This is a genomic window from Bradyrhizobium cedriense, from assembly GCF_054602315.1.
This window is the reverse complement of sequence record NZ_JBTSWB010000013.1, coordinates 13,438-37,907: the sequence shown is the minus strand read 5'-3', so window position 1 is coordinate 37,907 and position 24,470 is coordinate 13,438. Positions and strand designations below refer to the sequence as shown.

Annotated in this window: 22 protein-coding genes; 9 read left to right on the top strand and 13 right to left on the bottom strand. The window is 57.8% G+C overall.

Annotated features, from left to right (window positions below):
* Positions 1-546 precede the first annotated feature (546 nt).
* Both ACYCVF_RS35560 and ACYCVF_RS35555 read left to right on the top strand, forming a co-directional pair.
* Positions 547-1,473: a TauD/TfdA dioxygenase family protein gene (locus ACYCVF_RS35560; protein ID WP_459607403.1), complete on the top strand. Its 927-nt coding sequence runs from the start codon at positions 547-549 to the stop codon at positions 1,471-1,473.
* Positions 1,474-1,640: 167 nt separating this feature from the next.
* Positions 1,641-3,320, top strand: a complete 1,680-nt coding sequence (locus ACYCVF_RS35555) for a carbohydrate porin (protein ID WP_459607401.1) — start codon at positions 1,641-1,643, stop codon at positions 3,318-3,320.
* A gap of 499 nt (positions 3,321-3,819) precedes the next feature.
* Here ACYCVF_RS35555 and fdxB read toward each other — a convergent pair whose 3' ends face one another.
* From fdxB to nifD, 8 genes are all read right to left on the bottom strand, one after another.
* A complete protein-coding gene (gene fdxB / locus ACYCVF_RS35550; RefSeq protein ID WP_459607399.1) occupies positions 3,820-4,119 on the bottom strand; it encodes a ferredoxin III, nif-specific in 300 nt (99 codons plus the stop codon).
* A 13-nt stretch (positions 4,120-4,132) separates the two neighbouring features.
* Positions 4,133-4,333, bottom strand: coding sequence for a CCE_0567 family metalloprotein (locus tag ACYCVF_RS35545; RefSeq protein WP_459607397.1), 201 nt, complete (start codon positions 4,331-4,333; stop codon positions 4,133-4,135).
* Between the two features lie 9 nt (positions 4,334-4,342).
* Positions 4,343-4,813 carry a NifX-associated nitrogen fixation protein gene (locus ACYCVF_RS35540; RefSeq protein ID WP_459607395.1) on the bottom strand — a complete coding sequence of 157 codons (471 nt, stop codon included), beginning with the start codon at positions 4,811-4,813 and terminating at the stop codon, positions 4,343-4,345.
* Between the two features lie 7 nt (positions 4,814-4,820).
* Entirely contained in the window at positions 4,821-5,216 is a 396-nt protein-coding gene (gene nifX, locus ACYCVF_RS35535; RefSeq protein WP_459607393.1) for a nitrogen fixation protein NifX, read from the bottom strand.
* Positions 5,213-6,616 (bottom strand): nitrogenase iron-molybdenum cofactor biosynthesis protein NifN, encoded by a 1,404-nt coding sequence (nifN, locus tag ACYCVF_RS35530; protein WP_459607391.1) that lies wholly within the window; start codon positions 6,614-6,616, stop codon positions 5,213-5,215. Before nifN ends, nifX begins: the two co-directional genes overlap by 4 nt.
* 9 nt (positions 6,617-6,625) lie before the next feature.
* Complete coding sequence (gene nifE / locus ACYCVF_RS35525; protein ID WP_459607389.1) at positions 6,626-8,296, bottom strand: nitrogenase iron-molybdenum cofactor biosynthesis protein NifE; 1,671 nt, start codon at positions 8,294-8,296, stop codon at positions 6,626-6,628.
* 94 nt (positions 8,297-8,390) lie between these two features.
* A complete protein-coding gene (gene nifK / locus ACYCVF_RS35520) occupies positions 8,391-9,947 on the bottom strand; it encodes a nitrogenase molybdenum-iron protein subunit beta (RefSeq protein WP_459607387.1) in 1,557 nt (518 codons plus the stop codon).
* Between the two features lie 71 nt (positions 9,948-10,018).
* Positions 10,019-11,518: a nitrogenase molybdenum-iron protein alpha chain gene (gene nifD, locus ACYCVF_RS35515; RefSeq protein WP_459607386.1), complete on the bottom strand. Its 1,500-nt coding sequence runs from the start codon at positions 11,516-11,518 to the stop codon at positions 10,019-10,021.
* A gap of 490 nt (positions 11,519-12,008) precedes the next feature.
* Between nifD and ACYCVF_RS35510 the strand changes: the two genes are divergently transcribed.
* From ACYCVF_RS35510 to ACYCVF_RS35490, 5 genes are all read left to right on the top strand, one after another.
* The gene (locus tag ACYCVF_RS35510) at positions 12,009-12,812 is read left to right on the top strand and encodes a calcium-binding protein (protein ID WP_459607384.1); all 804 of its coding nucleotides are present in this window, start codon (positions 12,009-12,011) and stop codon (positions 12,810-12,812) included.
* A gap of 467 nt (positions 12,813-13,279) precedes the next feature.
* Positions 13,280-13,513 carry a hypothetical protein gene (locus ACYCVF_RS35505; RefSeq protein WP_459607382.1) on the top strand — a complete coding sequence of 78 codons (234 nt, stop codon included), beginning with the start codon at positions 13,280-13,282 and terminating at the stop codon, positions 13,511-13,513.
* Positions 13,514-13,524: 11 nt separating this feature from the next.
* Positions 13,525-15,336 (top strand): DUF4209 domain-containing protein, encoded by a 1,812-nt coding sequence (locus ACYCVF_RS35500; RefSeq protein ID WP_459607380.1) that lies wholly within the window; start codon positions 13,525-13,527, stop codon positions 15,334-15,336.
* Positions 15,323-15,913: a hypothetical protein gene (locus ACYCVF_RS35495; protein WP_459607378.1), complete on the top strand. Its 591-nt coding sequence runs from the start codon at positions 15,323-15,325 to the stop codon at positions 15,911-15,913. The genes ACYCVF_RS35500 and ACYCVF_RS35495 overlap by 14 nt, the downstream gene beginning before the upstream one ends.
* Before the next feature lie 447 nt (positions 15,914-16,360).
* Complete coding sequence (locus tag ACYCVF_RS35490; protein WP_459607377.1) at positions 16,361-16,639, top strand: hypothetical protein; 279 nt, start codon at positions 16,361-16,363, stop codon at positions 16,637-16,639.
* Positions 16,640-16,647: 8 nt separating this feature from the next.
* Here ACYCVF_RS35490 and ACYCVF_RS35485 read toward each other — a convergent pair whose 3' ends face one another.
* Positions 16,648-17,115: a hypothetical protein gene (locus tag ACYCVF_RS35485; RefSeq protein WP_459607375.1), complete on the bottom strand. Its 468-nt coding sequence runs from the start codon at positions 17,113-17,115 to the stop codon at positions 16,648-16,650.
* A 113-nt stretch (positions 17,116-17,228) separates the two neighbouring features.
* Between ACYCVF_RS35485 and ACYCVF_RS35480 the strand changes: the two genes are divergently transcribed.
* On the top strand, positions 17,229-17,957 hold the full coding sequence (locus ACYCVF_RS35480) for a tyrosine-type recombinase/integrase (RefSeq protein ID WP_459607373.1): 729 nt from the start codon (positions 17,229-17,231) through the stop codon (positions 17,955-17,957).
* Positions 17,947-18,192, top strand: coding sequence for a helix-turn-helix domain-containing protein (locus tag ACYCVF_RS35475; RefSeq protein ID WP_459607371.1), 246 nt, complete (start codon positions 17,947-17,949; stop codon positions 18,190-18,192). The genes ACYCVF_RS35480 and ACYCVF_RS35475 overlap by 11 nt, the downstream gene beginning before the upstream one ends.
* 21 nt (positions 18,193-18,213) lie before the next feature.
* Here the strand turns inward: ACYCVF_RS35475 and ACYCVF_RS35470 are convergent, their stop codons facing one another.
* The 4 genes from ACYCVF_RS35470 to ACYCVF_RS35455 form a co-directional block, all read right to left on the bottom strand.
* Positions 18,214-19,005: a competence protein CoiA gene (locus ACYCVF_RS35470; RefSeq protein WP_459607369.1), complete on the bottom strand. Its 792-nt coding sequence runs from the start codon at positions 19,003-19,005 to the stop codon at positions 18,214-18,216.
* A gap of 110 nt (positions 19,006-19,115) precedes the next feature.
* Entirely contained in the window at positions 19,116-19,763 is a 648-nt protein-coding gene (locus tag ACYCVF_RS35465; protein WP_459607367.1) for a hypothetical protein, read from the bottom strand.
* Between the two features lie 183 nt (positions 19,764-19,946).
* The gene (locus tag ACYCVF_RS35460; RefSeq protein ID WP_459607365.1) at positions 19,947-20,219 is read right to left on the bottom strand and encodes a hypothetical protein; all 273 of its coding nucleotides are present in this window, start codon (positions 20,217-20,219) and stop codon (positions 19,947-19,949) included.
* A gap of 875 nt (positions 20,220-21,094) precedes the next feature.
* Positions 21,095-24,430, bottom strand: a complete 3,336-nt coding sequence (locus ACYCVF_RS35455; protein ID WP_459607363.1) for a hypothetical protein — start codon at positions 24,428-24,430, stop codon at positions 21,095-21,097.
* Positions 24,431-24,470: the final 40 nt, after the last annotated feature.

Genomic DNA, 24,470 nt, shown 5'->3' with positions numbered 1-24,470 from the left:
CGCCACATGCACTGGCCCTCTCGCCGACGAATAGCACGCGATCGAGAAGCAACCTGGTGTCCGCAATGCTTGGTCGGGATACTCACGCCGCACGCGCGTAATGAAGACCATATTCGCTACGAATGGCGCGCTGCATCGCCGCTCGCGCCAATGGCACGTCGTCAAACATCAGCGACTACCCAAAACACAATGAGATCCACAGCTCTTCTCCTGCCCCGCTCGCTCAGCCGTGGCCCCTGGCGATACAATGAACCTGACGGCAGCATTCCGTCGTCGATCCCGCACGAACGGAATAGTCTTGCGTCTCGGTCAACTACCAGTCTTTGCAATTGTTCGAACTGACCGGGCATGTCAAACGACCGGAAAATGAGACGTCGTGCGGTCAATCGTGGTCTCGTTGTTATCGCGCGAACGCGCAGCAACGGGTCCATCGCAGCGGCACTTGATAACGCCTTCATGTGCCGTCCGATACTGCGACTTACCCATTCGCGTCCCAGTCCAAAAGGTTGGTTTTGCGAACAGATGCGTTTTCAGGAGAATGACAGCATGGTCAAGATATCCGCGATCGACAGTATCATTCCGCAAGCCGATATCGCAAAGCGCGCGGCGCGGATCGGCGCTGAAATCAGGAATATCAAGCTGTCGGGCGATTTGCCGGCGGAGACGATTACCGCGATCAACAGCCTGCTGCTCGAGCACAAGGTTCTCTTTTTTCGCGATCAGGGCCATCTCGACAACGCAGGGCAGGAGCGCTTTGCCCTTCGTTTCGGAACGCTTATGGCGTATCCGATACTCGCTGTCATCGAGGGAACGGTATCGATGATCGAGCTTGATTCCGCGCGCCCCCCTCGCCGAGCCGACCTCTGGCACAGCGACGGGACCTTCTTCGAGGCTTATCCTAAAATCGCGGTCCTGCGAGGCGTTGTGATCCCACCATTTGGCGGCGATACGATCTGGTCAAACACCGCGACCGCCTATCTGGACCTCTCCACGCCGCTGCAACGGCTTGCCGACGAACTCTGGGCGGTTCACAGCAATGCGTTCGACTACTCCGTCATGGCCAACAGCGAGGCCGACAAAAAGCATCTCGACGAGATGTTCGCCAGGACGGTCTATGAGACCGAGCATCCAGTCGTGCGTGTCCACCCCGAAACCGGAGAACGCGCTCTGGTGCTCGGCGATGTGGTGCAACGCTTGGTTGATATCCCGAAATATGACGGCCAGAGGCTATTCACCCTTTTCCAGTCCCATATCACCGCGCCCGAAAACACCGTGCGGTGGAGTTGGAAGGTGGGCGATGTGGCGATCTGGGACAACCGCGCCACGCAACATTATGCGGTCAGGGATTACGGCGACCAGCGTCGTGTCGTTCGCCGTACCACCGTCGCTGGCGAGGTGCCCGTCAGCACCGATGGTCGATTGAGCTCGATGCGCATAAAGGCCGCCAAGGAGTCGCCCGCGCGGGTCGCTTAAGGCTCCGCAGAGACGTCAAAGATCCCGCCGACGCAGTCTCTTCCGCTCGTTTGCTCTTACAGCATCCACGAGCGTGGTCCGCCGTCGGCATTGAACAATGTCCATGCCCGGCGCCTTGAGCGATGATATCTCCTCCGACCGCGATCTCCCCTCGCTCATGGACGTCCATGACGCGCTTACTGACGCAGCTGCTTCCGGACGTTGCGAGTAAGCCCCGGGCCGATCTGGTCGGCGCACAATCTATCAAGGCTAGCAACAAGGAGGGGACACTCACGTCGCATGCGGGCGCGGCTATGTCGGTTCGAACTCGCTCGACTGCGGCTCCGGTCTTCAGCGCACGATCTACTCTGACGCAAACCGGGCTTGCCATCGCCGTATCTTTTGCGGCGAGTCTTGGCAGTTCGGCGTTGGCAGGAGTTGAGAATACATCAGACACCAGGAGCGAGATGCCGGATGAGGCTCCTGGAAAACACCTTCAAAAGCAAAGGGGCGCAGCCACCCGAAGCCGTCAGCTCAAGCGAACAAGGTATCTCGACGGCAGCCCGGCGCCGGTACAACCAACCAATATCCCTGACTCAAGGCACGATCGTCCAGACAAAGTTGCTGAGGGCAGGACCCCAGAGAAGATCGACCCGTTCGCGAAGTTCGATCACCTGCGCGAAAAAGGCATTTGGCTCAATATACCTGGTCCTGCGGATACGATCGATCAGGACAAGGGCGGAGTTAGATCTGCGCTGGCGGATTTAGGGATCGGCTATGTGGGGTGGACGCAAAACACCTTGATCGACAACCGGCTGCCGCATGCATCCAAAAGCACCATCTTCAATCAGCGGTATGTTGGCGAGAGTCCAACATTCGGTACTGTCAATTTCATGATCGTGACCTACGATCTCGGCCGATTTGGAATTCCGGATGGTCAGATAAGCGTGGGAGCCGAGCAACAATATTGGACCTGGAAGCCCGCCGGGCCCGATAGAGTGGGAATCAATACATTTGCCTATTATCAGACGTTTTTCGACAGGACGCTCGAACTCAAGATGGGTTACCTCCGAAATCATGACGAGTTCTTGGGAATGAATCCGTTTGGGCCGACGCCGGTCATCTTGTCCCAGGCCGGAATGAGCAACAATTCCGCGCCGACGCCGGCTCTCAATTTGAAGTACAATTTTGATGATCGCCTCTACACCAAGTTTTCGATCCAGCGCTCGGTCAGTCCGGATGGCCAGTTGGCGCACATAACCGAAAATCCCACCGGCTTGGACTGGCGCACGGCCAACGCCGGCATTTTATTGCTCGATGAAACTGGATTTAAGAACAAGGCGGCTCCGGGGTCGCCCGAGACTTGGCTGCGGGCCGGAATCGGTTTCAACGACAGCCACTACCCGCACTTGGCGTATCCGCACCAACCGAGAGCCTGCGCGAACAGCGCCTACTACGTGGCCGCGGACCGGCAGCTTTGGCAATCCGATCCACAAGGTTCGCCAGCTCGAGGGATCTATGGTGGGTTCGCCGCAATGTACGCTCGGTCTGACGTCAACAAGGTCAGCCGCTATCTCGAGCTTCGTCTTTATGCGAAAGGACTGTTCAGCAGCAGGCCCCATGATCAGATTGCCATTGCTGCCACCAATATCGCTTGGAGCCACTTTGCAGTCGATGCGGCCCTGGCTAAGGGCGATCTCGTCCATCGCGATAGTACGGCGATCTGGGGAAGATATACAGCGCGGCTGGCGCCCGGAGTTCATGTAACCCTTGGCCTGCTATACATCAACAATCCGACAACCATGACATACACGCGCCAAACCGGGCATGCTCTGAACGTCTTGGTGTCGACATCAATATTCTTCTAAGTCCGTTGTTGGGTTTTGCCGCGAGTACCACGCGAGAGGCAGCCACGGAGTTCTGAGCGCGAGCTGCGCAAGAACTCTGCCGTCGCCCGACCACCGCGAGGTACAGTCCGAACATCAGGCGATCCGCTAAATGAGCGGCGAGACGGGGACCACGGCGGCAATGCAGCTCACGCCGCGCGCGGAGACAATCTCCATTGTCCCATTCGCTTAGCAAGCCCTTCGTTGAGGTAAGTCCTCGCCGGTCTTTTTCGCCCGCCCATCGATCACTCCAACCTGAAGCGACCGCACCTTTACGGACCGGACATCATCATCAGGTCTCCGTCAGAGGAGACGGGCACGTTCGTGTGTTCGGATGCGCGTCGAGCGCGGCCCAGCTAGTATCCGCGGCCGGCGCCAAGTTGCGCCAGCGAACACGCAGCATGAGGTTGCGACCTCCGGAATTGTCTCAACCGCGCCTTCGCACCAAGTCTCCTTCCTGCACAGACGACGGAGGCGGCCGTCAAGCCCCTTCTGCCGCGGCGGGCACGTGAGTCTGGCAGTTGGCCGGACAGACTCGGGCGCAGGCGTCGCAGCCAATACAGGCGCCCTCATCATTTATCACCATGATCTTTTTCTCGATCTCATCGTCTTCTTCGCTGTCAAGGTCGACAAGATCGCCTTCCTCGCTGATCCCTTTTAATGTCATGACATGGCGACCACAGACCTTGAAGCAGCGGCCGCATCCGATACATTTGCCGGGATCGATCGCTACGAGGTAATTGGGGATCCAGTCGCGGCCGTCGCGCGTTGCAAATGACATGCTTGTATACCCCTTACGCCCTTTCCTGCGCCTTGAGATCCTCGCGCTTTTTCTCAAGTTCGGCAAACGCTTCATGCGCTCTTTGCGCCACCGCCATGATCGAGGTCCAGTTGAGCGGCAGCTCCTCTGACAGGTCGTGCAGATCCATCTTGGCCTGCGTGGCTTTGGCTGACAGCTTTTTGATGTCTGCCTTCAGCGTTTCAAGTTCGCTCATGTCCCGCCCTCAATAGTTCGCCGCGCCTGGAAATTTCCGGATCATGCCGATCCCGTCTGCGACATATTTGTCGCCCTCGGCGGCGAGCTTCGCAAGACCGTCGAACCCGAAGCGATGCACATCGCGCAGCTGCTTATTGACGACGATCAGACGGCCTGCGATCAGCACCATGCGGCCAAAGCCTTCATGATGCATCTTCAGCATCGGCTGGACCATCACGCCGGTCGCCTTTTCGATCGAGAGCGCGACCGCATTGAAGAACAGCTCCAGGCGCCACACCGTGTCTGGGTCTGGATCGCCTACGATCGGCAGCGCGTGCCGCTTCTCCTTGTCCAAGAGATAGGGTTCGAGCAAGTCGAGATCGCTCTTGCCCTCCCAAGCCCCATGGCTGTCCTCAGCGCGCCAGATCTTGACCAGCTGCTTGAGGAACGGCGCATCAAGCGCATTGCCGGTTTGCCCCACTTCAGCGGCCTCAGACATGTGATCCTCATTCCTCGAAATCAAGCGTCCGCTCCTTGGCTTTGGCCAGGGCCTTGCGGATCCAGGGGGGCGGCGTTCCCCTCAGCATCCTTTGGAGCTTTTCGAGCAGCGCCAGAATGCTCTCTGGTTTGTCCACTTTGATGGGATGGATTTTATTCGCCACCACCCGCGCCGCGCCGGAGCCGCCAATGGCAACGACATAGAGGATGGCGCAATCCCTGATCGCCTCGATCTTGGGCGCGAGCTTATCCTCGTTGCCGTCTTCCGAAAGATCGCCGTCGAACTGCACCGCCTTCAGAAAGACGTACCCGTCCGGCCAGACGTCATAGATGACAATGTTCTTGGCCCAGCCGAAATGCGCATCGACGCGGCTTAAATCCTGGGTAGCGAATGCGACCTTCATGGAATCGAACTCCCTGTTGCGTCGATGAAGCTGCGGCCGGAGTTTAGAGGCCGAGCCGAGGTCCGCCAGCTATCGGGGCTTGGCTGATGATTTTCCTCGCGGTCGGCGATGACCAAGTTGGCGATATTGAAGATCAGATCGCGCGTGCCGCGATAGCCAACGGACAGCTGGTGGCCTGCGCCAATTCGGTCGAACATCGGAAATCCCGCGCGATGAAACGGGATCTTCAGCCGTGCCGCCGCTTGGCGGCCGTGCGAATGCGTGATCAGCAGATCGCAATTCCCTCTCCGAGCTCGCTCTTCCAGATCCTCGAGATCGCCGATCAGGACCTCCTTGGTCCTGACCCGCTCCAGCACGGGCGAGGGCGTGGTCGTCACGGCCGCCGTGACCAGCGCGCCCATGTCGTGCAGCATGCTGGACAGGTCGAACAGGAGATCAGGCTCTGCACCGATCGCGAGCTTACGGCCGCCGATATGGAAATGGGCGTCCAGCATCGCATCGCCGAGCTGCCCGCGCTGGCGCCGGTATTTGGTTGGTACAGGGCGGCCGCTGATCTCACTCAAGAACGCGATGAAGTCATCATTGGGGATGAGGCCACACAATCGCTCAAACAGGCGAAACGGCACCCCGGTCCTGGTCTGCATGGCTTCTGCCGCGCGCCGCATCTGCGCACCGATGGCAATGGTCCAGCCGGACCGGCCCATGCTGGCAATTTCCTCGATGCCGATGCCGCCGATGGTCGTTGACGTAAACTCCTTAGGGATATGCCCGTCCAGCGATCCCGCCAGGTCAGGCAGGAAGCTTGGCTTTAGCCCGAAATCCTCCAGAATCGTCCTGACCTCATCGAGGTCGGCGGGCGTCAGGTGACATCCAGGCAGGACATTCACCCGCACGGGATCGCGCTCTGCCTCGATCGTCGGCGCCCTTACGAGCACCTCGACCATGCGCGCCACCGTCTTTTCCCAGCCGTCCTGAAACGCATCCTTGAAATCAGGCGTCGAGACATGGACCAAAGGAAATGTGGCGAGTTGCGGATGCTTCTTGCGGATCAGCTTGAGGTGGCCGTCGATGTCGTCGCCGTTCGTTTCCGTTACCCCGGTCGAGCAGATCCCGATGATCTCCGGCTTGGTTCGATTGTGGATGTTGAGGATGGCTTGCTCGATATTTTCATAGCCGCCGAGCACGGTTGTCACCTCGCTCATCGCGGTGGTCTGTAGCGGGACCGCCTCCTTGAAATGCCGCACGAACAGCGTGAGCCCAAAGGATGTGCAGCCTTGTGAGCCGTGGAGAACCGGCATCGCTCCGCGCAGGCCCATGAACGCGAAGGCGCCGCCGATGGGCTGGCTCATCTTCAGCGGGTTGACCGTGCAGGCCTTGCTCGGAGTGCTGACGCTAGCCATGGCGCCATCCTATTCCGCGGCCTGCCGCATGGCAGGCGGCTGGGAGACCGACATCGCCCTCAGGATGTCCTGGATGCGGCGCCTGCAGCATCCCCCGTATGCGTCGGTGTGCTCTCTGACAGCCTCGACGCTGGTCAGACCGTGCAAGCGGATTGCATCCTCGATCGTACCGCGATCGACTGTGTTGCAGAGACAAACCCTTTTTGCGCGGCGGCTTGACTCCAAAAGCGCAGGGGTCTCGGCGGCCCGCCCGTCCGCGTGCGCAAGGGCCGTCGGGATGGGGTGGCCATCCCTGGCGGTATCGTCCCATGGGGCCGGCCGGCGCAGCTGCGCCCACATCGGGTTGAACAGCGCCTTGTCGATCTCCTCGACCAGCTTCACGATCCCCAAATAGCCCATATAGGCATGAGAGCGCTCCTGGTTGATGTCGAGCCAGGGCATCGCCGCCTTCAGTGCGACGAATTGCGACTTGCCGCCGGAGAGCATGATGTCCGCTTTTGCGCCCTTCAGCATCTTGTACATGTCGCGTGGCGCCATGTCCTCGATCATATGGGCGTCCTGCCCCATCCGCTGCTTGATGCGCTCCTTGTCTTCGTCCGTGGATTTTTTGACGCTGGTACCGACCAGCTCAAGACCGGCCTCCTGCAACGCGGCCGGCACGGACCAGGATTTCACGCCACCTGTGATGAGGAGTGCCCTCTTCCCGGCCAGGCGGGACCTGTAGGATCCGATTTCAGCCCACGCACGCGCCTCCTCGCGCGCTATCACCGCCTCGGTCCGGCCGATCAGGTCTTCTGGGGCCCCGCGCGCGACCAAGACGCGCGCAATGTTGCGCAGCGCGTCGCTGGAATCCTGGATGCCGTAGAACGAGCCTTCGAAGAACGGAATGCCGTAGCGCTCTTGCATTTTGCGCGCGACATGGATCATCGACTTCGAACACACCAGCATGGCAGCGCGCGCCCGATGCGATGAGGCGACCTCACGATATTTCCCATCGCCGGAAATGCAGGAGAGGATGCGGATGCCGAGCTCGTCAAACAGCGGCTTGACCTGCCACAATTCGCCCGACAGGTTGTATTCGCCGATCAGGTTGATGTCGCACGGCGTGGTGTGGTCCGGCTCTTCGGTGCCGATGACATGATCAAGCAACGCTTGCCCGGCCAGCTTGTTGCCGAGGTTTTTTGAACCCACGAAGCCGGGCGAATTCACCGGAATCACGGGCTTGCCGAACTTCCGAGACGCCGCCTTGCAGACGGCATGGATGTCATCGCCGATCATGGCCGGAATGCAGGTCTGATAGACAAAGATCGCCGCCGGATTGTATTTTTCCAAGATCTCCCTGATCGCCTTGTAAAGACGCTTCTCGCCGCCGAACACGATGTCGGTTTCGTTCATGTCCGTGGTGAAACCGGTGCGCCAGATGCTGGCACCCGACGACACTGCACCGCGGTTGTCCCAGGAATTGCCCTCACAGGCGATCGGGCCGTGCACCAGGTGGGCCACATCGGTAAAGGGCTGCAGCGCGATCTTTGCGCCGTCGAAGGCGCACCCGCCCGCCGCACTGCCCGGCTTAGGTTGCTTGGTGCAGCCCTTTTTGCGGTCAGCCTCCGATTTGTTGGCGTTTTTGGCGCAGCCCGGCTCGTTGAAGACATCCAGGATTCTGGCCGAAAGCGACCTCATCGGTTTCTCCTCTCAATCGCGATTAATGAGATCAGCCATCGCGCGCTAAGCCACCGCCGATGTTTGCCGGCGATGACTTAGGCGTCTTTCGTCATCAACGAATGATGTCAAAGCTATAGTCGGTGCCTGCCACGCTAGTCTTCCTGTCGATCTCGTCAAAGATCTTGTCGAGGATCTTCACCAGAACGTTCATGCCGCCTTGATAGCCCCACACCGGAGAGCGGTGATGGTGATGCCGATCAAAAATGGGGAAACCGATGCGGATCAGCGGAGTGCCGGTATCGCGCTCCAGATATTTGCCATGCGTATTGCCGATCAGGAAGTCGACCGGCTCCGTGAAGAGCAGCGAGCGCATGTGCCAGAGGTCTCGCCCTGGATAGGCATGGCAGTTCTGGCCGAACGGCGAGCTCGCAAACAAGGCCTGCATTTTATCGTGCCAGGCCTTGTTCCCATTTGTGGACAGCACATGGACCGGTTCGGCGCCCAATTCGAGCAGGAAGTCAGTCAGCCCATAACATAGGTCTGGGTCGCCATAGATCGCAAATTTCTTGCCATGGATATGCGCGCTGGAGTCAGCCATCGCGTCGACCAGGCGGCCGCGCTCTCGCGCCAGCGCCTCGGGGATGTCCTTGCCGCTGATGCGCGATAACGCCATGAGCAGCTCGTCGGTCGCGGAGACGCCGACCGGATGGTTGAAAGCCAGGACCTCTTGGCCATGGCCCGCGATGAACGCAAGCGTCTTTTCCGTGCACCATTGCTGCGCAGATATCGTCGCCCTGGCGTGAACCGCGTTTGCGGCGTCTTCCAGCGTGGTGCCGCCGTCATACATCCTGAACTCGCCGTCGGTCGGCGTATCGAACACATCGGAATTGTCGGCGAGGATGGTGTACTGGACGTCCATCAAGCCGAAGATGCGCTTGATTTCACGGGTGTTGCCAACAGTGTAGCCGTCAAAGCCGCCGATAAAATTGATCCTCTCGTTGGGGGTGCGCTCGAGCTTCGGCGCTGTCCCGGCTTTTCCGTCCCAGAAATGCTCGAGGATACCCTTCAGCGCATTGTCATAGCCGGTGATGTGGCTGCCGACGAAGGCTGGCGTGTGCGCGAACGGCACATCGAAATGCTCTGGGACAGACCCTCTCTCCTTGGAGGTCTTGATAAAGGCGTTGAGGTCGTCTCCGATCACCTCCGCCATACAGGTCGTGGAGACGGCGATCATCTTGGGCTTGTACATGTTATAGCTGTTGGCGAGCCCATCGGCCATGTTGTTCAGGCCGCCGAAGACCGCAGCATCTTCCGTCATCGACGAGGAGACACAGGAACTCGGCTCCTTGAAGTGCCGCGACAGATGGCTGCGGTAATAAGCGACGCATCCCTGGGAACCGTGCACGAAGGGTAGCGTGCCTTCAAATCCAACGGAGGCGAAGACCGCACCGAGCGGCTGGCAAGCCTTGGCCGGGTTTATCGTCAGCGCTTCCCGCGCAAAGTTTTTTTCGCGGTATTCGGGCGTCTTCGACCATTCCCTGATGCGTTCGACCTCTGCGGGATCTCGAGCATTCTCGAACATCTTCTTCTTGTTGGCCAGCATCTGCTGGTATTCCGGACCGCGGAACAGCTCGACATGATCGAGCACGTGTTCTGCATTCTGCGCCATTTCGTGGGAATCCTCTTGAAAATCGTGGTCAATGTCGGCTCGACGCCTCGGACGAGAGGCGAAGAGGCCGCTTATTCCGCAGCCATGAGCCTCGGTTCTGCGACGGCCTTCCAGGGCGCTTTGGTCTTCCCCCAGATTGGCGAGTTGATCGCCATGTCCATGTCGCGCGCGAAGATCGGAAAGCCGTCATAGCCGTGGTACGGACCGGAATAGTCCCAGGAGTGCATTTGCCGGAACGGCACACCCATCTTCTGGAACACATATTTTTCCTTGATGCCGGAGCCAACCAGGTCAGGCTGCATCTTCTCAACGAAGCGCTCGAACTCGTAGCCATTGACATCATCGTAGATGAGCGTGCCGTCCTTGACGTAATGCTGGGCGGTTCGCTGATAGTCATCGTTGTGGCCGAACTCATAGCCGGTGCCGATGACTTCCATGCCGAGGTCCTCGTAGGCTCCGATCACATGGCGTGGACGCAATCCGCCGACGAACAGCATCACGGTCTTGCCTTCCAGGCGGGGGCGGTATTTTGCGACCACCGCATCAACAAGCGGCTGATATTTTGCAATCACCCGCTCGGCTCCCTCCTTGATCGTGTCGTCGAAATAGCCCGCTATCCTGCGCAGAGACTCCGCGATTTTCGAGGGACCGAAGAAATTGTACTCGCACCACGGAATCCCGAACTTCTCCTCCATGTGACGGGAGATGTAGTTCATCGAGCGGTAGCAATGCAGGATGTTGAGCTTCGCCTTCGGTGTAGCCTCGAGCTCGGCCAGCGACCCGTCTCCGGACCATTGGGCGATCACGCGCAGCCCCATTTCTTCCAGCAGGATCCGAGACGACCAGGCATCACCGCCGATATTGTAGTCTCCAATGATCGCAACGTCGTAGGGCGTCGGCTCGAAGCGGGATTTCTCGGGCGAGAGCTTGTCGAAAACCCAATCGCGCACGGCATCGTTGGCAATATGGTGCCCGAGCGACTGCGAGACACCGCGGAAACCCTCGCAGCGAACCGGCACGATCGTCTTGCCGCCATATTCCTTCGACTTGGCCTTGGATACCGCCTCGATGTCGTCGCCGATCAGGCCGATCGGGCATTCCGACTGGATGGTGATGCCGTTGTTGAGCGGGAACAGCTCCTGCAGCTCATCAATGAGTTTGACGAGTTTCTTGTCGCCGCCGAACACAATATCCTTTTCCTGGAAATCGGACGTGAACTGCAAGGTCACGAACGTATCGATACCGGTCGTACCGGCGTAGTAGTTCCGCCGCGATCCCCAGGAGTACTGGCCACACCCGACCGGACCATGGCTGATATGGATCATGTCCTTGATCGGTCCCCAGACCACGCCCTTGGAGCCCGCATAGGCGCAGCCGCGGATCGTCATCACGCCGGGGATGGATTTGAGATTGGACTTAACTCCGCAGTCCGCCTTCCCGGCCTCGTGAACGTTCAGGTGCTTGGCGCGCCGTTTCGCGGTCTTGTCGGGATAGACCGTCAACACGTCCTGGATGAGTTCCTTATTGCGGGCCTTGATCTCCTCAATGCTTTCGGTCGTAGCGAAGCTCATGCTGATATCCTTTGAGAGTTAGCGAGACGGCGCTCAGTGAAGAGTTTAGCAACGACCGTGCCAGCCACGTGCAAATGCAAAAACGAGCGGAATTGGAAGAACATAGCGTTGTCGGCGAGCCCGGCCGAACTGTGTTGCAAAGCCGACATCGGGACTTCGCCATGGACAGACTCGCTTGCGCCTGTTCGATAGAAAACAACGAGCAGCGCGCGTGGCATTGCACCGCTGATATTCGGCTGCAAAACGGTAGCCTCGGGGTGGGCTTGGGGTGGGCTTGGCGCGCCCGCTGGCGACTGCGTCATCGCCCGGCGGCCAACCGCTCAAACCGGGTCGCACCCGCTGATGCGCTGAGGTGCGGTAGAGACGCGCACATGGATTTATCCACCATGCCGATGCGTTCTATCAAAACAATGAATTATTCCAATTGGCCGATGAGCCATATGAACGGGCCGGGTGGCGTGGTGGGGCTGTCTAACAAGGAGTATTCGCAATGGACAAACCAATTCTTGGCGGTCCGGGCAGCAATAGTCTCTTTGGCGGCGACGGTAACGATATTATCACCGACCCCAAGGGCGATGACTGGATCGACGGTCGTGCCGGAAACGACGTCATCTCGGCCGGCGAGGGCAATGACCGAGTCTTCGGTGGCGCGGGCAATGACAACGTCTTCGGCGAGGAGGGTAACGACTTCCTCTATGGCGACAACGGCCCCGACAAACCGCGAATCGTCAATGAGGGCAATGATAAACTCTACGGCGGTCCCGGCAACGACGTCCTCTTCGCCGGTGACGGCAGGGATTCCCTGACGGGAGGCACCGGCAACGACACCTTTGCGTTCCAGTTCCACAACCCGGTCCCCGGACTAGACCCACAGTACGGGCCGACCCCCGACCACACCACTATCGTGGATTTCGACCCGGCACACGACACCTTCACATTCGACGCGGTCGGCTTTGGCAGCGACGGTCTTAACGCGAACTTCCTCAATCACGTCAGCATGCGGTCTGGCAATCAGGTGGACACCTTCTACAGTGGCCCAGCCTCAAGTGCTCATGGGGAACATGTCGTGGTGATCACCGATCGGGGTTTCTCCAACGGCTCTGACGCAGCCAGTGCTATTTCCGCGGCCCCCGGCGACATGATCGTCTACTTTGGATACAAGAGCATGACTGCGAATCTGGCCTACGTCACCTCCGCGAACCACGTTGACGAGTTCGCCCACCTGAGCAATGTGCACAGCGTGGACGGCTTGGCCAGCTTGGGCCTGACCGCAGGAAACTTCACATTCCACTGACTTCGAAACCCATGCGGAACCCTGCGCCCGCCCCGACCGGCGGGCGCTTTCCCCTTCCGCTACCTGCCAGGGCAGTGGCAGGCACAGCGTGTTCAGCTTGATGAAGCTGTGCCTCGCGCGCTGGCCGCAGACCCGATCCTCCCGAAGCGCGTCGGGAAAACACCCCAATTCCAATCAATGAGTTTGCTGTCGTCAGTTGACCTTTTCGCCTCTGTCCGAGATCAGGATGATTTCACCGAAGCCGCAGTTTGCTTCACGTCGAATGGCATGAAAGCGCAGTCCAAGATTCCGGTTCGGTCGGTTGTGGTGGCAAAATAGCGGCCACTCCTTCACCACGACAGCAGCAAGGGCGAAAGCCGGTCTGGATCCCGCGCATGGTATAGTCCTTCAAGGTGTGGCAATCCGGATCGGTGAAGAGGGAATAGTTCTCTGCCTCGTGGTTCACGACCGCCCTCTGCAGCACCGCGATGACCTTCCTGCCCTTCCCGGATCTCAATCATCCATTCCACCTTCTTGAAAAACAGTTTTATGCGGTGAAATCAAATAATCATGGCACCAACGAAGGGGACTCAAAATCAGTTGCCCAAAAAGCGTGGGGGTTCGAGTCCCTCTACCCGCACCAATTCCAAGCAAATTTCATCCTGCTCTTGCAAACGGTGAGTCCCGTTGCGTTAGTTTTCTATCACCGTTCCGAATCATGATCGGAATTCCCATGACGACCGCACTTTCGGTGCCCGCCTCCCTTGAGGAAATCATCCAGCGTTTCGACACGCGGGAAGAGCCCTTCAATGAGTTCACCGTTGAGGGTGAACTTAAGACAGCCCGCGCCGCGCTCGTCGAACCTACCGACGCGGAAACTCTCGGCGCGTGGGCCGAGGTGCTTGCTTTCGCCCTGGCAACCGATCGCCATGAAAATCCGTGGAATAGCTACTTTGGCCCGATGGGCTCCGGCGTTAGAGCCGACGGCACCAAGGTCTATTTCCCGGACATCTCGGACACCCCGCCCGAGGCCGTGACTCACTGGTCCGCACGCGCGCGAGCGCTGAAGCACCCCTTTCTCAAGGCGCGCTACGCCGACCTTACATGGGAAATGAGCGGCCCCATCGGGCGTCGCAAGCGCGATCCTGAGGATGCACGCATCGCGATCGACTCGTATCTCGACGCGATCCCGCGCATGGCCGAGGAACATGAGCATTTGCAGTTCGCAATCCGCGCACTCGACCTTGCCGTTCTGCTCAAAGATGCCGAGCGCACGGAACGGGCTCGAACGGCGTTGATGGATGTTCATCGCGGGTTGATGAAAACCCACTCCGGCATGTGGTCGTACGCGGTTGACCGGCTGCTCGACGACAAGAGAGCGGGCGTCACCGACGCCGAGCGGGCCGAACTGATTGCCGACCTGGAAAACATCATTGCCAACGGCTCCAATACCGGAGATCCCGCACACTTCAACCCGCATGAGGCGCAGAGTGCCGCCGAACGCCTGATCCCATATTACAACCGCCTCAAGAACTTCGAGGATGCGCGGCGGCTCCATAAGGCCGTTGGCGAATCCTTCGAGCACTTCGCAAGCAATGCCGACCCAATGCTAGCAGCCGCGCTTTTGCAAACGGCAACGGATGAATATCGGAACGCGGGACTGAAGGAGGAGCGCGACCGAGCCCGCATATTGATGCAAAAGAAGATCGGCGCGGCAGGCGAGAACCTTCAGTCAATCGAGCACAAGATCGAGATCACCAAGGACGACATGGAGAAGTTCCTGGACCTCGTTGTCGTTGACGACATTGGCGAGAGCTTTGTGCGCATCGCCCGCGAATTCATGCTAAAGCGCAAGGACCTTGAAGAGCAAGTTCAAAAGACGTTGGAAGAGGCGCCACTGATGGCGCACATCACGCAAATGATCTATGCGGAGGATCGCGTCGCCGCGAAGATCGGGGGCGTGGACGAAGATTCGTTTGGCCGTCTCTTTCACCAAGCCAAGTTCGCTTTTCAGTTCGAACGGCCTTGGCTGGTACAGGCGTTCCAGCGCTTGTTCGAAAAGCATGGCGTTGTCCCACAGCATTTCGCGGGGTGGGCCAACCGTCATGGTCTATTCGACGACATGAGCCTCTTGGTGGAGGGCACAAGCGCATGGGCCCGCGAGGATAATGTGAAGGCCGCGCATGTCCTCATTCCCCAGATCGAGCGTGCTTTGCGGAAGATCGCCGATGAGTTGGGTATACCGGTCACCAAACCGCACCCGACGGTATCGGGAACAAGCGTCGCAATTGGCATGGGTGAAATCCTCTACAACGCAAAGGTCGCGGAGGCGCTTGGACCCGATGCCACCTTGCATTTTCAGGCGCTCTATTCCGACCCGCGCGGAATGAACCTACGAAACGAGATCGCCCACGGCCTGATGGATGCGGATCAGTTTCACTGGCACCTTGGTAACCTGATCATTCATTCCCTCCTGATGTTGGGGCTGTGGAAGGAGTTCGGCCAAATCGGCAAGAAGCGCGAGGCTGACAATGCCGATCTTTGACATCCAAACACATCTTCAGTTTTACGACATGCTCGTCGATGATTTCGACGACCTTATGCGCGAGCAGCATTCGGCGCGGCGCGCCTTTCACTGCATCATGGAGGCTTATCACCTTAGGGAATGGGTCTGGCACGACCTCATTGAGAACAATCAGAAGCTGAAAGATGCCTTGAAGATCACAAGCGAGAGTGACTTCAACGGCCTGATCAATCGCAGTTGCATTTGGTTTCCCTATTTCAGGGCAATCACGAATGGCAGCAAGCATTTTGAAATGCACGAGACAGGCGTCGAGGCGTTCAAGGTCGAGGCTGCGCCGTTTTCGTTGGACACTCTTGGAGCCGGATTTGACGCAGGCGCATGGAACGGCCCTGTGCGGTACGTTTCTGGCTCCCTGCCGGTAGGGCAGGATAACAAGGGTGTCCTCTTGTTCGACTTTGGCGAGCCCGCCGGAGAACAGCAACGCTTCATTCCGGTCCTTCACGTCATCGAAGCCGTCGTACGATTTTGGCGCGATACTCTCCGCACCTTTCATCCCGGCGTTTCCATTAAGAGCAGCCCCCATCACAACGAGCCGTGAGTAGCGGCTGAGCCGACCGCCCTCTCTGCGGTCCCTCAACCGGCCTCGACCAAACCGCGAAGAGGCGATGTGACATTCCGCCTCGGAGGTGTTCGCTCGCGCAGCGTTGCCGATCTTGATGCCTTCCGGCTGATCCACACGTCACAAGATACCTCGATTGCTGGCGACCTACGGCGCACTCCATGGCTCCAGGGCAAGGTCCTTTGGACCGCATGAACGGTTTCCCCAACCTTCGGTCCGCTTCGCGCCCCTGCCAGGCCGGGAGATACCCCACCGCCACACGCGCCCTTCCGCGCACGAAGCCTGACCAAGGATGCACATCTTTCGAGCCCTGGCGCGCTCGGTATCGCGAAAGCCATCCATGACAAGGGCGGCGATGCCAATGCGGATGGCCAGGAAGTTACGAAGAACCTCAAAGAGGTTGGTGACAGTGAATATACCGCCGCCGTGGATCGCTTCGGTAAGACGCATTTCAAGAAGGATGCGACACAAGCGGAGAAGGACGCGGCGAGCGAAGATGTGAGAAATGCCGGTGAGCGCGCGGCACAGCGCCACCCGGACAAGGCGGATACGATCAAGCGGAACAATGAAGCGATTGGTGCGGCGAAGAAGGCGGATGATGCGGCGGTTAAAGCTACGGCTAATGAGAAAGCGACGACCGCTCAAAAACAAACCGCTACCGGTGCAGCGAAGGCTAGGACCCAAGCTAAGATGGACGCGTTCTAGCTTTGCGCCTACTGCATGCGCGGCGCATCAGCGCTGGCGCGTTGATCGAAGCCAAATTTGCGCGCTACGTTACATGAATTATCGGGTGTGAGCCTGCCGCCAGCGGCCTGTAGGACGGCCTCGCGCGTGAATTTCTTTTCGTCTCTGCCTTTTGTAAGAAAGGCAAAGCAGACTTCAGACTGATTCACTGACTTGAGTTCTTTGTCCGCGGCCGCCCCTGCGGCGCGGGCTTCCTCGCCCTCTTTCTTAACCTGCACGGTGTGAGCCTTAATCGCATCGATCTGGCAACCAGCACGCTGATTAACGTCCTTAATTGCGGCGCATGCGGCGGCGAAATCTTTGTTCGTGGAATCTGCCGAGGCCGGACCAGTCGCAGCCAGCGATGCGGTGACGAAGAGGCCGACCGCGGCAACGGCTGTCACCGCGCGGGAAGATTTTCTGAAGTTCGAAGGCCGGTAGAGCATGATGTAGTCCATGTATAATGTAGCACGGACCGAGGCTAAGTGCTTATAGTTACTTTACTTTCATCACTACACTACTGCGCATTGCTTTGACCTATAACTGCTTGTAGCCTTTACGTTATATTTCTATGGCGACGCTCTTAACCAAGCGACGTGGGGGCGCGAGTTATTTGAATCAATTGGCAAAATCCGCTTGCAACAAAATGCGCAGGACTGTTGCGGCTCAAGGCCATGACGGCGGCGGGTACAGTTTCAGCCTGTACGGCCCCGAAGGCGGGCGGAAATATCTAAATCGCGATGAGCGCCGTCGCTGCCTTACCGCCATGGCCGCTCTTGAGCCAGACGACCGACTTCTCGCGCTGACTCTCGTATGCACAGGTATGCGCATCAGCGAAGTGCTCAGCATCGTCCCGCTGTCTTTTCAGATCGAGACCGGCATCGTCGCCGTTCTGAGCTTGAAGCGTCGTTCTGTTGTCTGGCGCGAAATCCCCATTCCGCACTGGCTCATGGCCGAACTCGATTCGCATTTTGGCATCGCGGAGGCTCAGCGCGATCCCGTATGTTCGCGCCTTCGCTTATGGCCGCAACACCGTGTTACGGGCTGGCGCACGATCAAGCAGGTCATGATGTTATCTCAAATCGTAGGGCGCGCTGCATGCCCGCGCGGCCTTCGCCATTCCTTCGGCGTCGGTACGCTGCAAGCAGGCGTGCCGCTGAATAAAGTTCAGACTTGGCTCGGCCATTCGCGCATTAGCACGACCGCCATCTACACGGCGGCGTGTGGCCCCGAGGATGTCGAGTTCATGGATCGGTTCTGGCGGGATACCGGCCTGGATCGGGGGCCGAATGGCGGCTGAAATCGACCCTCTCAACCGGATCATCGGAGCGAACATGCGAAGGCTGCGGCTCAAGCGTGGCCTGACCCTCACTTTGGTCGGCGGCTTCCTATCGATGACCTACCAGCAAATTCAGAAGTACGAAAAGGGCGCCAACGGAATTTCTGCGGCTAACCTCCACCGGCTAGCCACCTTTTTCAAATGTCGAGTTGCCGATTTCTTTCTGCGGGAGAGAGGTCAACGACCATGCGGTTGAAGCATTGCGTTATCGGCGCGGCTAAAGGCGACGCCGTGCTCGCCGCATCCTAGTTGTGAATCCATCGAGGGCGTGAGATGGACGGTGCTGAAGCGCTTGGTACTTGCGATGGCTGTCCGCGAGAACGCTAAGAGCGTCGGTGAACGGCTCATCGAAGGCAATATTGTTGAGATAGACCTCGATCAAATACGATTTTGCGACCGGCGAGAGATAGGCCGCTCCGCTCTGACCACCTGGATTGAGCCTCCACAGCGTAGGCGCATCGAAACGCAGCGGATCGGCAGGATCGCTTTGCCCGAAATCGAAGTACACCGGCACGCGGCTCTCTTTCCAGTCGCGCAGCAGTGCGCAGTCATCCATACGCGCAGGAATGACCAGCGGCTGGTTATGGAGAGCCGGACCAAACGAGGCAAAGAACTGCGCCCGGTCTCGCGCACGGCGCAAGCCATCAACCACCCAGATCAGCTTGGGATAGAAGCCTTCGCGTGACTGCCGCTCGGCTTCCGGTAGAAATGAGTGCTGAAATTCGAGAGCGACGCCGCTACCCGTTTTAACATCGGCGATGTGCTTCTCGCCATTTGGCGCTGAATGAATGCTTTCCTGCCAATCCTTCGGGAAGTGATCTTTCCAGCCACGATGCCACGGCGTCTCTGGCTCCCACCAAGGGTCGCATGTACGCGCGCCCTTATGCGCCCAATGCCAAATCCGATGCTTTCCGCATTTTGCAATCGCAGCATCCCCGCAGGCGCGACACATGCCGGACAGTCCCGGCGCCGCTTCGCGGCTTTCGCTTTCAACGAGCGCAAATCGCATCTGCCTTCCTTATCGGGCCATGTGAGATGGACCAGCAGTACGCTAGCGGGCAACGCGCAGAACTTCCAGTCGTGAATCGCCTGCGATTGCTGGGTTGAAAAGCCGCTTGATCATTCTGGCGCGGGACCCGTCGGCATGATCCACTCATAACCAGTTTTCTCGTTGAGCCTCGCAAAGACCTTCTGCATCCTTTCAACTGTCATTGCATCCAAGAATTTGACCAACTCGTGCCATTCCGTCGCGCCCGCAATGTAATAACCGAGTTTGAGATTAAAGATGACATAGAAGCGATTGCCTTCGGACTCGATGCGCATCGCGTTTTCCGACGAATGGTGCTCGTCATTATGAGCAAAGCGCTTGTTTCTCATATCGATTATCTGGTCGTGGATGGGGCGGAGATTCTCCGGAAGAACGTCGCGCGAGAAGCCGCTGCCGATACCGCCTTGATGGAGGCGCACATAACTCACGACAAAAGCAGTCGTGAGCATGTCGAGCTCCAGCACCGATTCCATGTCAGGCGCGAATTTGTGCTCCGATAGCCGCTTATGCGAATACTTCAATGCGGCGAGCGAGTTGAAGGAATTCGAGATGCGCGCAAGCTGCGATAGCTCCTTTTCGACACTCTCCAGAACCGCGCGCCCGTTGTCAGCCATGGCCTGAAAGTGCTCGCGCCACTCTTCGGGAAAGAACTGGAGCGCTTCTTCCGGCAGCATGTAGTATTGGGTTTCGTTGTCTGGCTCGCTTGACTCTCCTTGCACTTTGCCCTCCGTCCTGTTCGGCGCTTGTATACGTCAAGAATTATGGACAGTCATGGGGTCGTCCGGTCGGGCGTTCTTGAGCGGCCAATGATTGGCGAAACGCGTTTCTGTCCCCTCATGGCGAGCCCGCGTTGAACCGCAGGCTCCCCGACCGGTGCCTTGCCCCCTCCAAAGGGCGTTCCTCTATTCCATGTTGCTTGGGTGCGAGGGCGGCAGACCATTCACGAGATTGCACCTCACCCGGTAAATCTCATGGGTGCCAATCTTCTCGAAACGCTCGTCTATGGGCTCGGCCCAGAACCGAACATCGAAATATCCCTTCCCTTGCCAATGGGCTTCCAGGCGTTTCGCCAATTCCATCGCCCCACGCCGATTGAGATTGTCTCTTCTGTATTTTGTCACCGCGCCTTGGGGCAGCATCGACGATCCATCTCCCTCACTCACAATACGCTTCATAAATATCCCCTTTGAAAATGACTTTCTGAAATTGTCGAAAGCGATATAGCCAGAACGCCTCGCTTGCTTTCAACCGGATAGACTCTTTGAAGAGAGATGAACGATCCCATCACTGCGCCAAGTGCGCCGCGTTGCGTCTCTCTAAAGAACTTTTTCGGGTTGAAATAGTTCGGCTAAGCAGAGGCGATCAAGCCCGGCGGGGGTGGTCGCGATCTTATTTCTATGCGGTACGCCCTTGCGGCGTGAATAGATCGGAGTGGCTGATTGCGTACTACGTGAACCGAACTCTGCATGATCCTCTCGTTAGAATACTGGAGAGGAACTATGGCAGACCATGGTGAAAGAACTCGGAATTCAAGAACTTTAACCAGCAGGGCCGAGGCGTTCTCTTACTTCCACCGACCGACGACATACAATCATATGCCAACCTGTGGTTATCCCGTTATGTACGTCGGCACGATGAGGCCCAAAAGTTCCCGGCCAAAATGACGCAGCCGATCACAGTTTATTGGATCGCGAATGTAGTGAGGAACTGGTATGTGCGCTTCCCCCGACAACCAAAGGCAGAATGCCCATGGGATACGCGTCGTGCCTCGAAAATAATATCGAAAAAGTCTACGACAACATGCACATGCGTGGCGGTTACCCGCGCGAGCCCGTGCCTAAGCCAGTGCCTGTTGTCGCCTCCCCACCGTTACAGCCCTCTTTGGCCCACGTCGTCATACCGCCGCCCGTAAGGTTGGACGCCGAAGCCGTCGCCAAGCGCGAACGCGCGATGCATGAAAAGCACATTTTGGCGCTCCATGAGCTAATGCCTGGAAAGCGCTGGCGGCATTAGGCAAGACGGAAGGCTGTTTTCCGACCGCACATGACACCTAGCTTCCCGGTTTTGAGCGCCGCCGATGGCGCTCAAGTGCGCGGAGCACAGGTGCGTCGGCCACCCCCTCGGGGATAACCGGATCATCGTCAGGATACAACGCAATGAAGTCTGGATCGTGGTCGCCAACGCGCCACGCCTCCCGAACACTTAAATCGTCTTTGAAAAGCGGCAGATCGCGGATGATCTTCGGGGCCTGACCTCCACCCTGCAGGATCGCTGGAGCTAGAAAATAGCAGTCAAATGCGCGATGGGCGGCAAAGAACATTTCTAGGTTCTTCGGATCAGCCATATCCATCCGCTTTGCACGCGTCACAACGACGGCCTGCTCAAACGGCTTTGGATCTTTGATCGCCTTCTCAACATTCGTGCTTACAACGATCGAATACGATGATGGTTTGCGCTTATCGACGCCTGTTAAGAGGCCAATACGCAAGATACCCTTCTCATCTTTCTTGCCAAACTCCTTTCGCCAATTCTCGAAAATCTTACGGGCGGGCGTTTCGTTTTCAAACAGCAAGAGGAGGCCTGGTGGAAAATCTTCAAAGATGCCAACCGCCATACCTCGCCATCGAGCCGCATCCCAAAGCTCCGTTTCGATCACCGACAGTACGCGGCGTTGCTCATGCCTCAACCTGTCTGTACTGCGCAATTCCGGAGGAGGTTCTCCCGCGCCGTATTTAACCTCTTCAGATGTTTCAAATGTCGCGACCGGCTCGGGTTGCTTCCCGAAAACGGGCATTGAGGTGCGTTTAAGCGGAAACTGATAATCCTCATCGAGCCACGCCGAAAGTTCATAGACAGGAGTCGTCCCGACGACGTTGCTCGCACTCGTAAACACATCGGCAAAGCTTAGCGAACGGCCAAAGCCTTCCTCTGTGACGGCGATCCGCTCGAAGTACTTCGTCAGATCGGGAACATATAGAACACGCGGTATCAGAACGGCGAGCGAGTCCCGCAGAAAGCTTCGGAGTTTTCCATCGACGGCTTCTCGCGTCGCGTCATAGGAATTTGAGTAAGTGATCCGCGCCAGATAGTCGGCGTCATCTACAGCGATTTGGAAGTCGGGGCCGTCGTCCGCCACCTTTGCGGCAATGCGGATATTGATGCGCTGACGATGTGGGACAGCATCGTAATCAAGACTAGTTGCAAAGAATGTCTCAATGAAGCCAATGAAGGCCTCGCCAATCCGGATTCCGGTTTCGTTTGCATCAACGGTTATCGTCCACTGGCACCCCAACGCCGAGGATTTCAAAATGACGACCTCGGAGTCAAACAGCTCAATCGCTGATGGCAGATAGCTACTATCCGGCATCTGCGCGAGGCGCCCGAAGGTTTCGTCCAGTTCAGCGTCGGGCGTTCCTTCCTTCACGTAGCCTTCGGCAACCAGCGCGTCGTTGTCACCGAGTAGATAAAGCAGCGTCATGGATGCGCCGAATAGCCCCATCTTTTCTATTGTTTTGGGCAGGCGATCCATCGCGGCGAGCTGCCGAAGAGACGATCGAAACAGAAGCATCGCGAGCATGCGATCCTGGTCTCGAAATTGCGCGATGAAAGATTCTTTCCGCTCATCGTCCAACTGAAGAAGGTTGACGAGCAACTGCCCGAAGTTCGCGTAGTTGAGAACGTGCGGTAACCGCCCGAGCTGCAACTCGATCCATACGAGCTGCTGAACGCAGCGGAGCGCCGCAAGTTCGACCCGGCCCTCGCGAACGAACTCCGATAGTGAATGGGACGCAGCCGCCAGGAGCGTCGAATGAGCCGCCCAGAGTAGTCCGACCTTCTGATACGCGAGGGCGCAAATCATCAGACAGTGAACAAGGTCATGTCGGTGTTCGTACTTGATAAGCTTTTGCTGCGCACGTCCGAGCAAACGAATTGCATTATAGTTGTCGTCCGCATCAAGCTTCTGGCGACCACGGGTCAACAATGCCATCCCGGCGGCACCTTCGCTTCGGCGACGCTCTAGTATCGGAAGAACGATCTCGAAGGCCTTGTCGTAGGCTGGGTTCGATCCAAATACCCCCCCGATCTCTTCGAAAAACTGCGCGAACCGGTCGAACGGGTAGCCGCCCATATGTTCGGCATCGCTGAAGATATTGGCCAGCTCCGTCAGAACTTCCGCTACAACATTGTCGTCGAATGGTCCTTCTTCGGTAAGGCGGGTCGTACACAACAACGTCCTAGCAGAAGCTGCATTGTTTGGCCGCGCGCTCTCGCTGACGAGTTCGGCCAAACGCGCCTTCATTCTACCCGATCGCTCAGTCAGCCTCGCCACTTGATCTGGCAATGCACCAACCCGAACGCCCGTTACAAGGTTGGTCCATATATTTGATAGACATTCCAGATCGTCGGCCTGGTCGCTCTTGAGCGCGAGTTCCTCAATTTCATCATACAAGTTGTTTACGGTATCGAAGTCGTCAAACCAAAAGAACGCGGTCCATGCACGTTGATACCTGATTCGAAGGCGCTGCTGCGCCGATCCTGCCTTCTCGGAGATCCGGCTCGCGCGGTCGAACAACCCTTCAATCTCAGCACGGCTCAATTCAAGTTCGCGCGCGAGGATAGCTGCATCGAGGCAGTCTTCGGCGAGCTGATACTCGACGCCAGCATAGCGATCTTGATCGGCAATTTGCCGTTCCAACGCAACAAGTTCCGCTCGCTTCTCGGCGTCACGCGGCCCCGTTACCTTCTCCTTCGGAACGGAAACATTGATATTTAGGGAGTCGATCGCTAGAGCAAAGTGTTTCCGGTCGAACACCTTCTCCACAATCCAACTACGATCGACTATTCGAACCGGTATGCCGAATCTCTTGGTAAGCTTATCCTCCGTGGCTGCGCGATCCCGATCCTTTATAAACTGGTTTGAAAAGAAGTAGATCAGCGAATAGCCGCGCTTTGTCTCCGCAATTTTCTTAACGTCGGAGCGGACTTTTCCGCGCCAATCCTTCTTGGCGCTGAAAGCGAATGCCCATCTCTCGGAAGCGGCGCTCGGATTGCCTTCGTACCAGCGCTCAGCAACCTCCGCCGCGACGGGATACGTTTCAGTATCTACCTTGCTATCGCCGCCGCCCGTGGGGCCAGTTTGAGGAATGAGGTTCAGGCAGATTTCCTTTTGCGCAAGCCGTCGGCAGAAAAGTTCAAAAGGCTTTTCATCGCTCCGGCTCGTTAGCGTTTCGAGATGATATTCGAAGAAGCCCTTTTCTAGAGGCGGGGCATCCGCCATGGAAGAATCAGAGAATTGCTCCGGCCTTCTCGCCCTCATAAATGCTGACGGGCTGTAGGCTGGTTTTTTCTCGTCGATCAGTTGCGCGCGTGCGTTTTCTTTGTCCATGCCGAAAATCTACAATAACGTACGCTTTCAACAATCGATT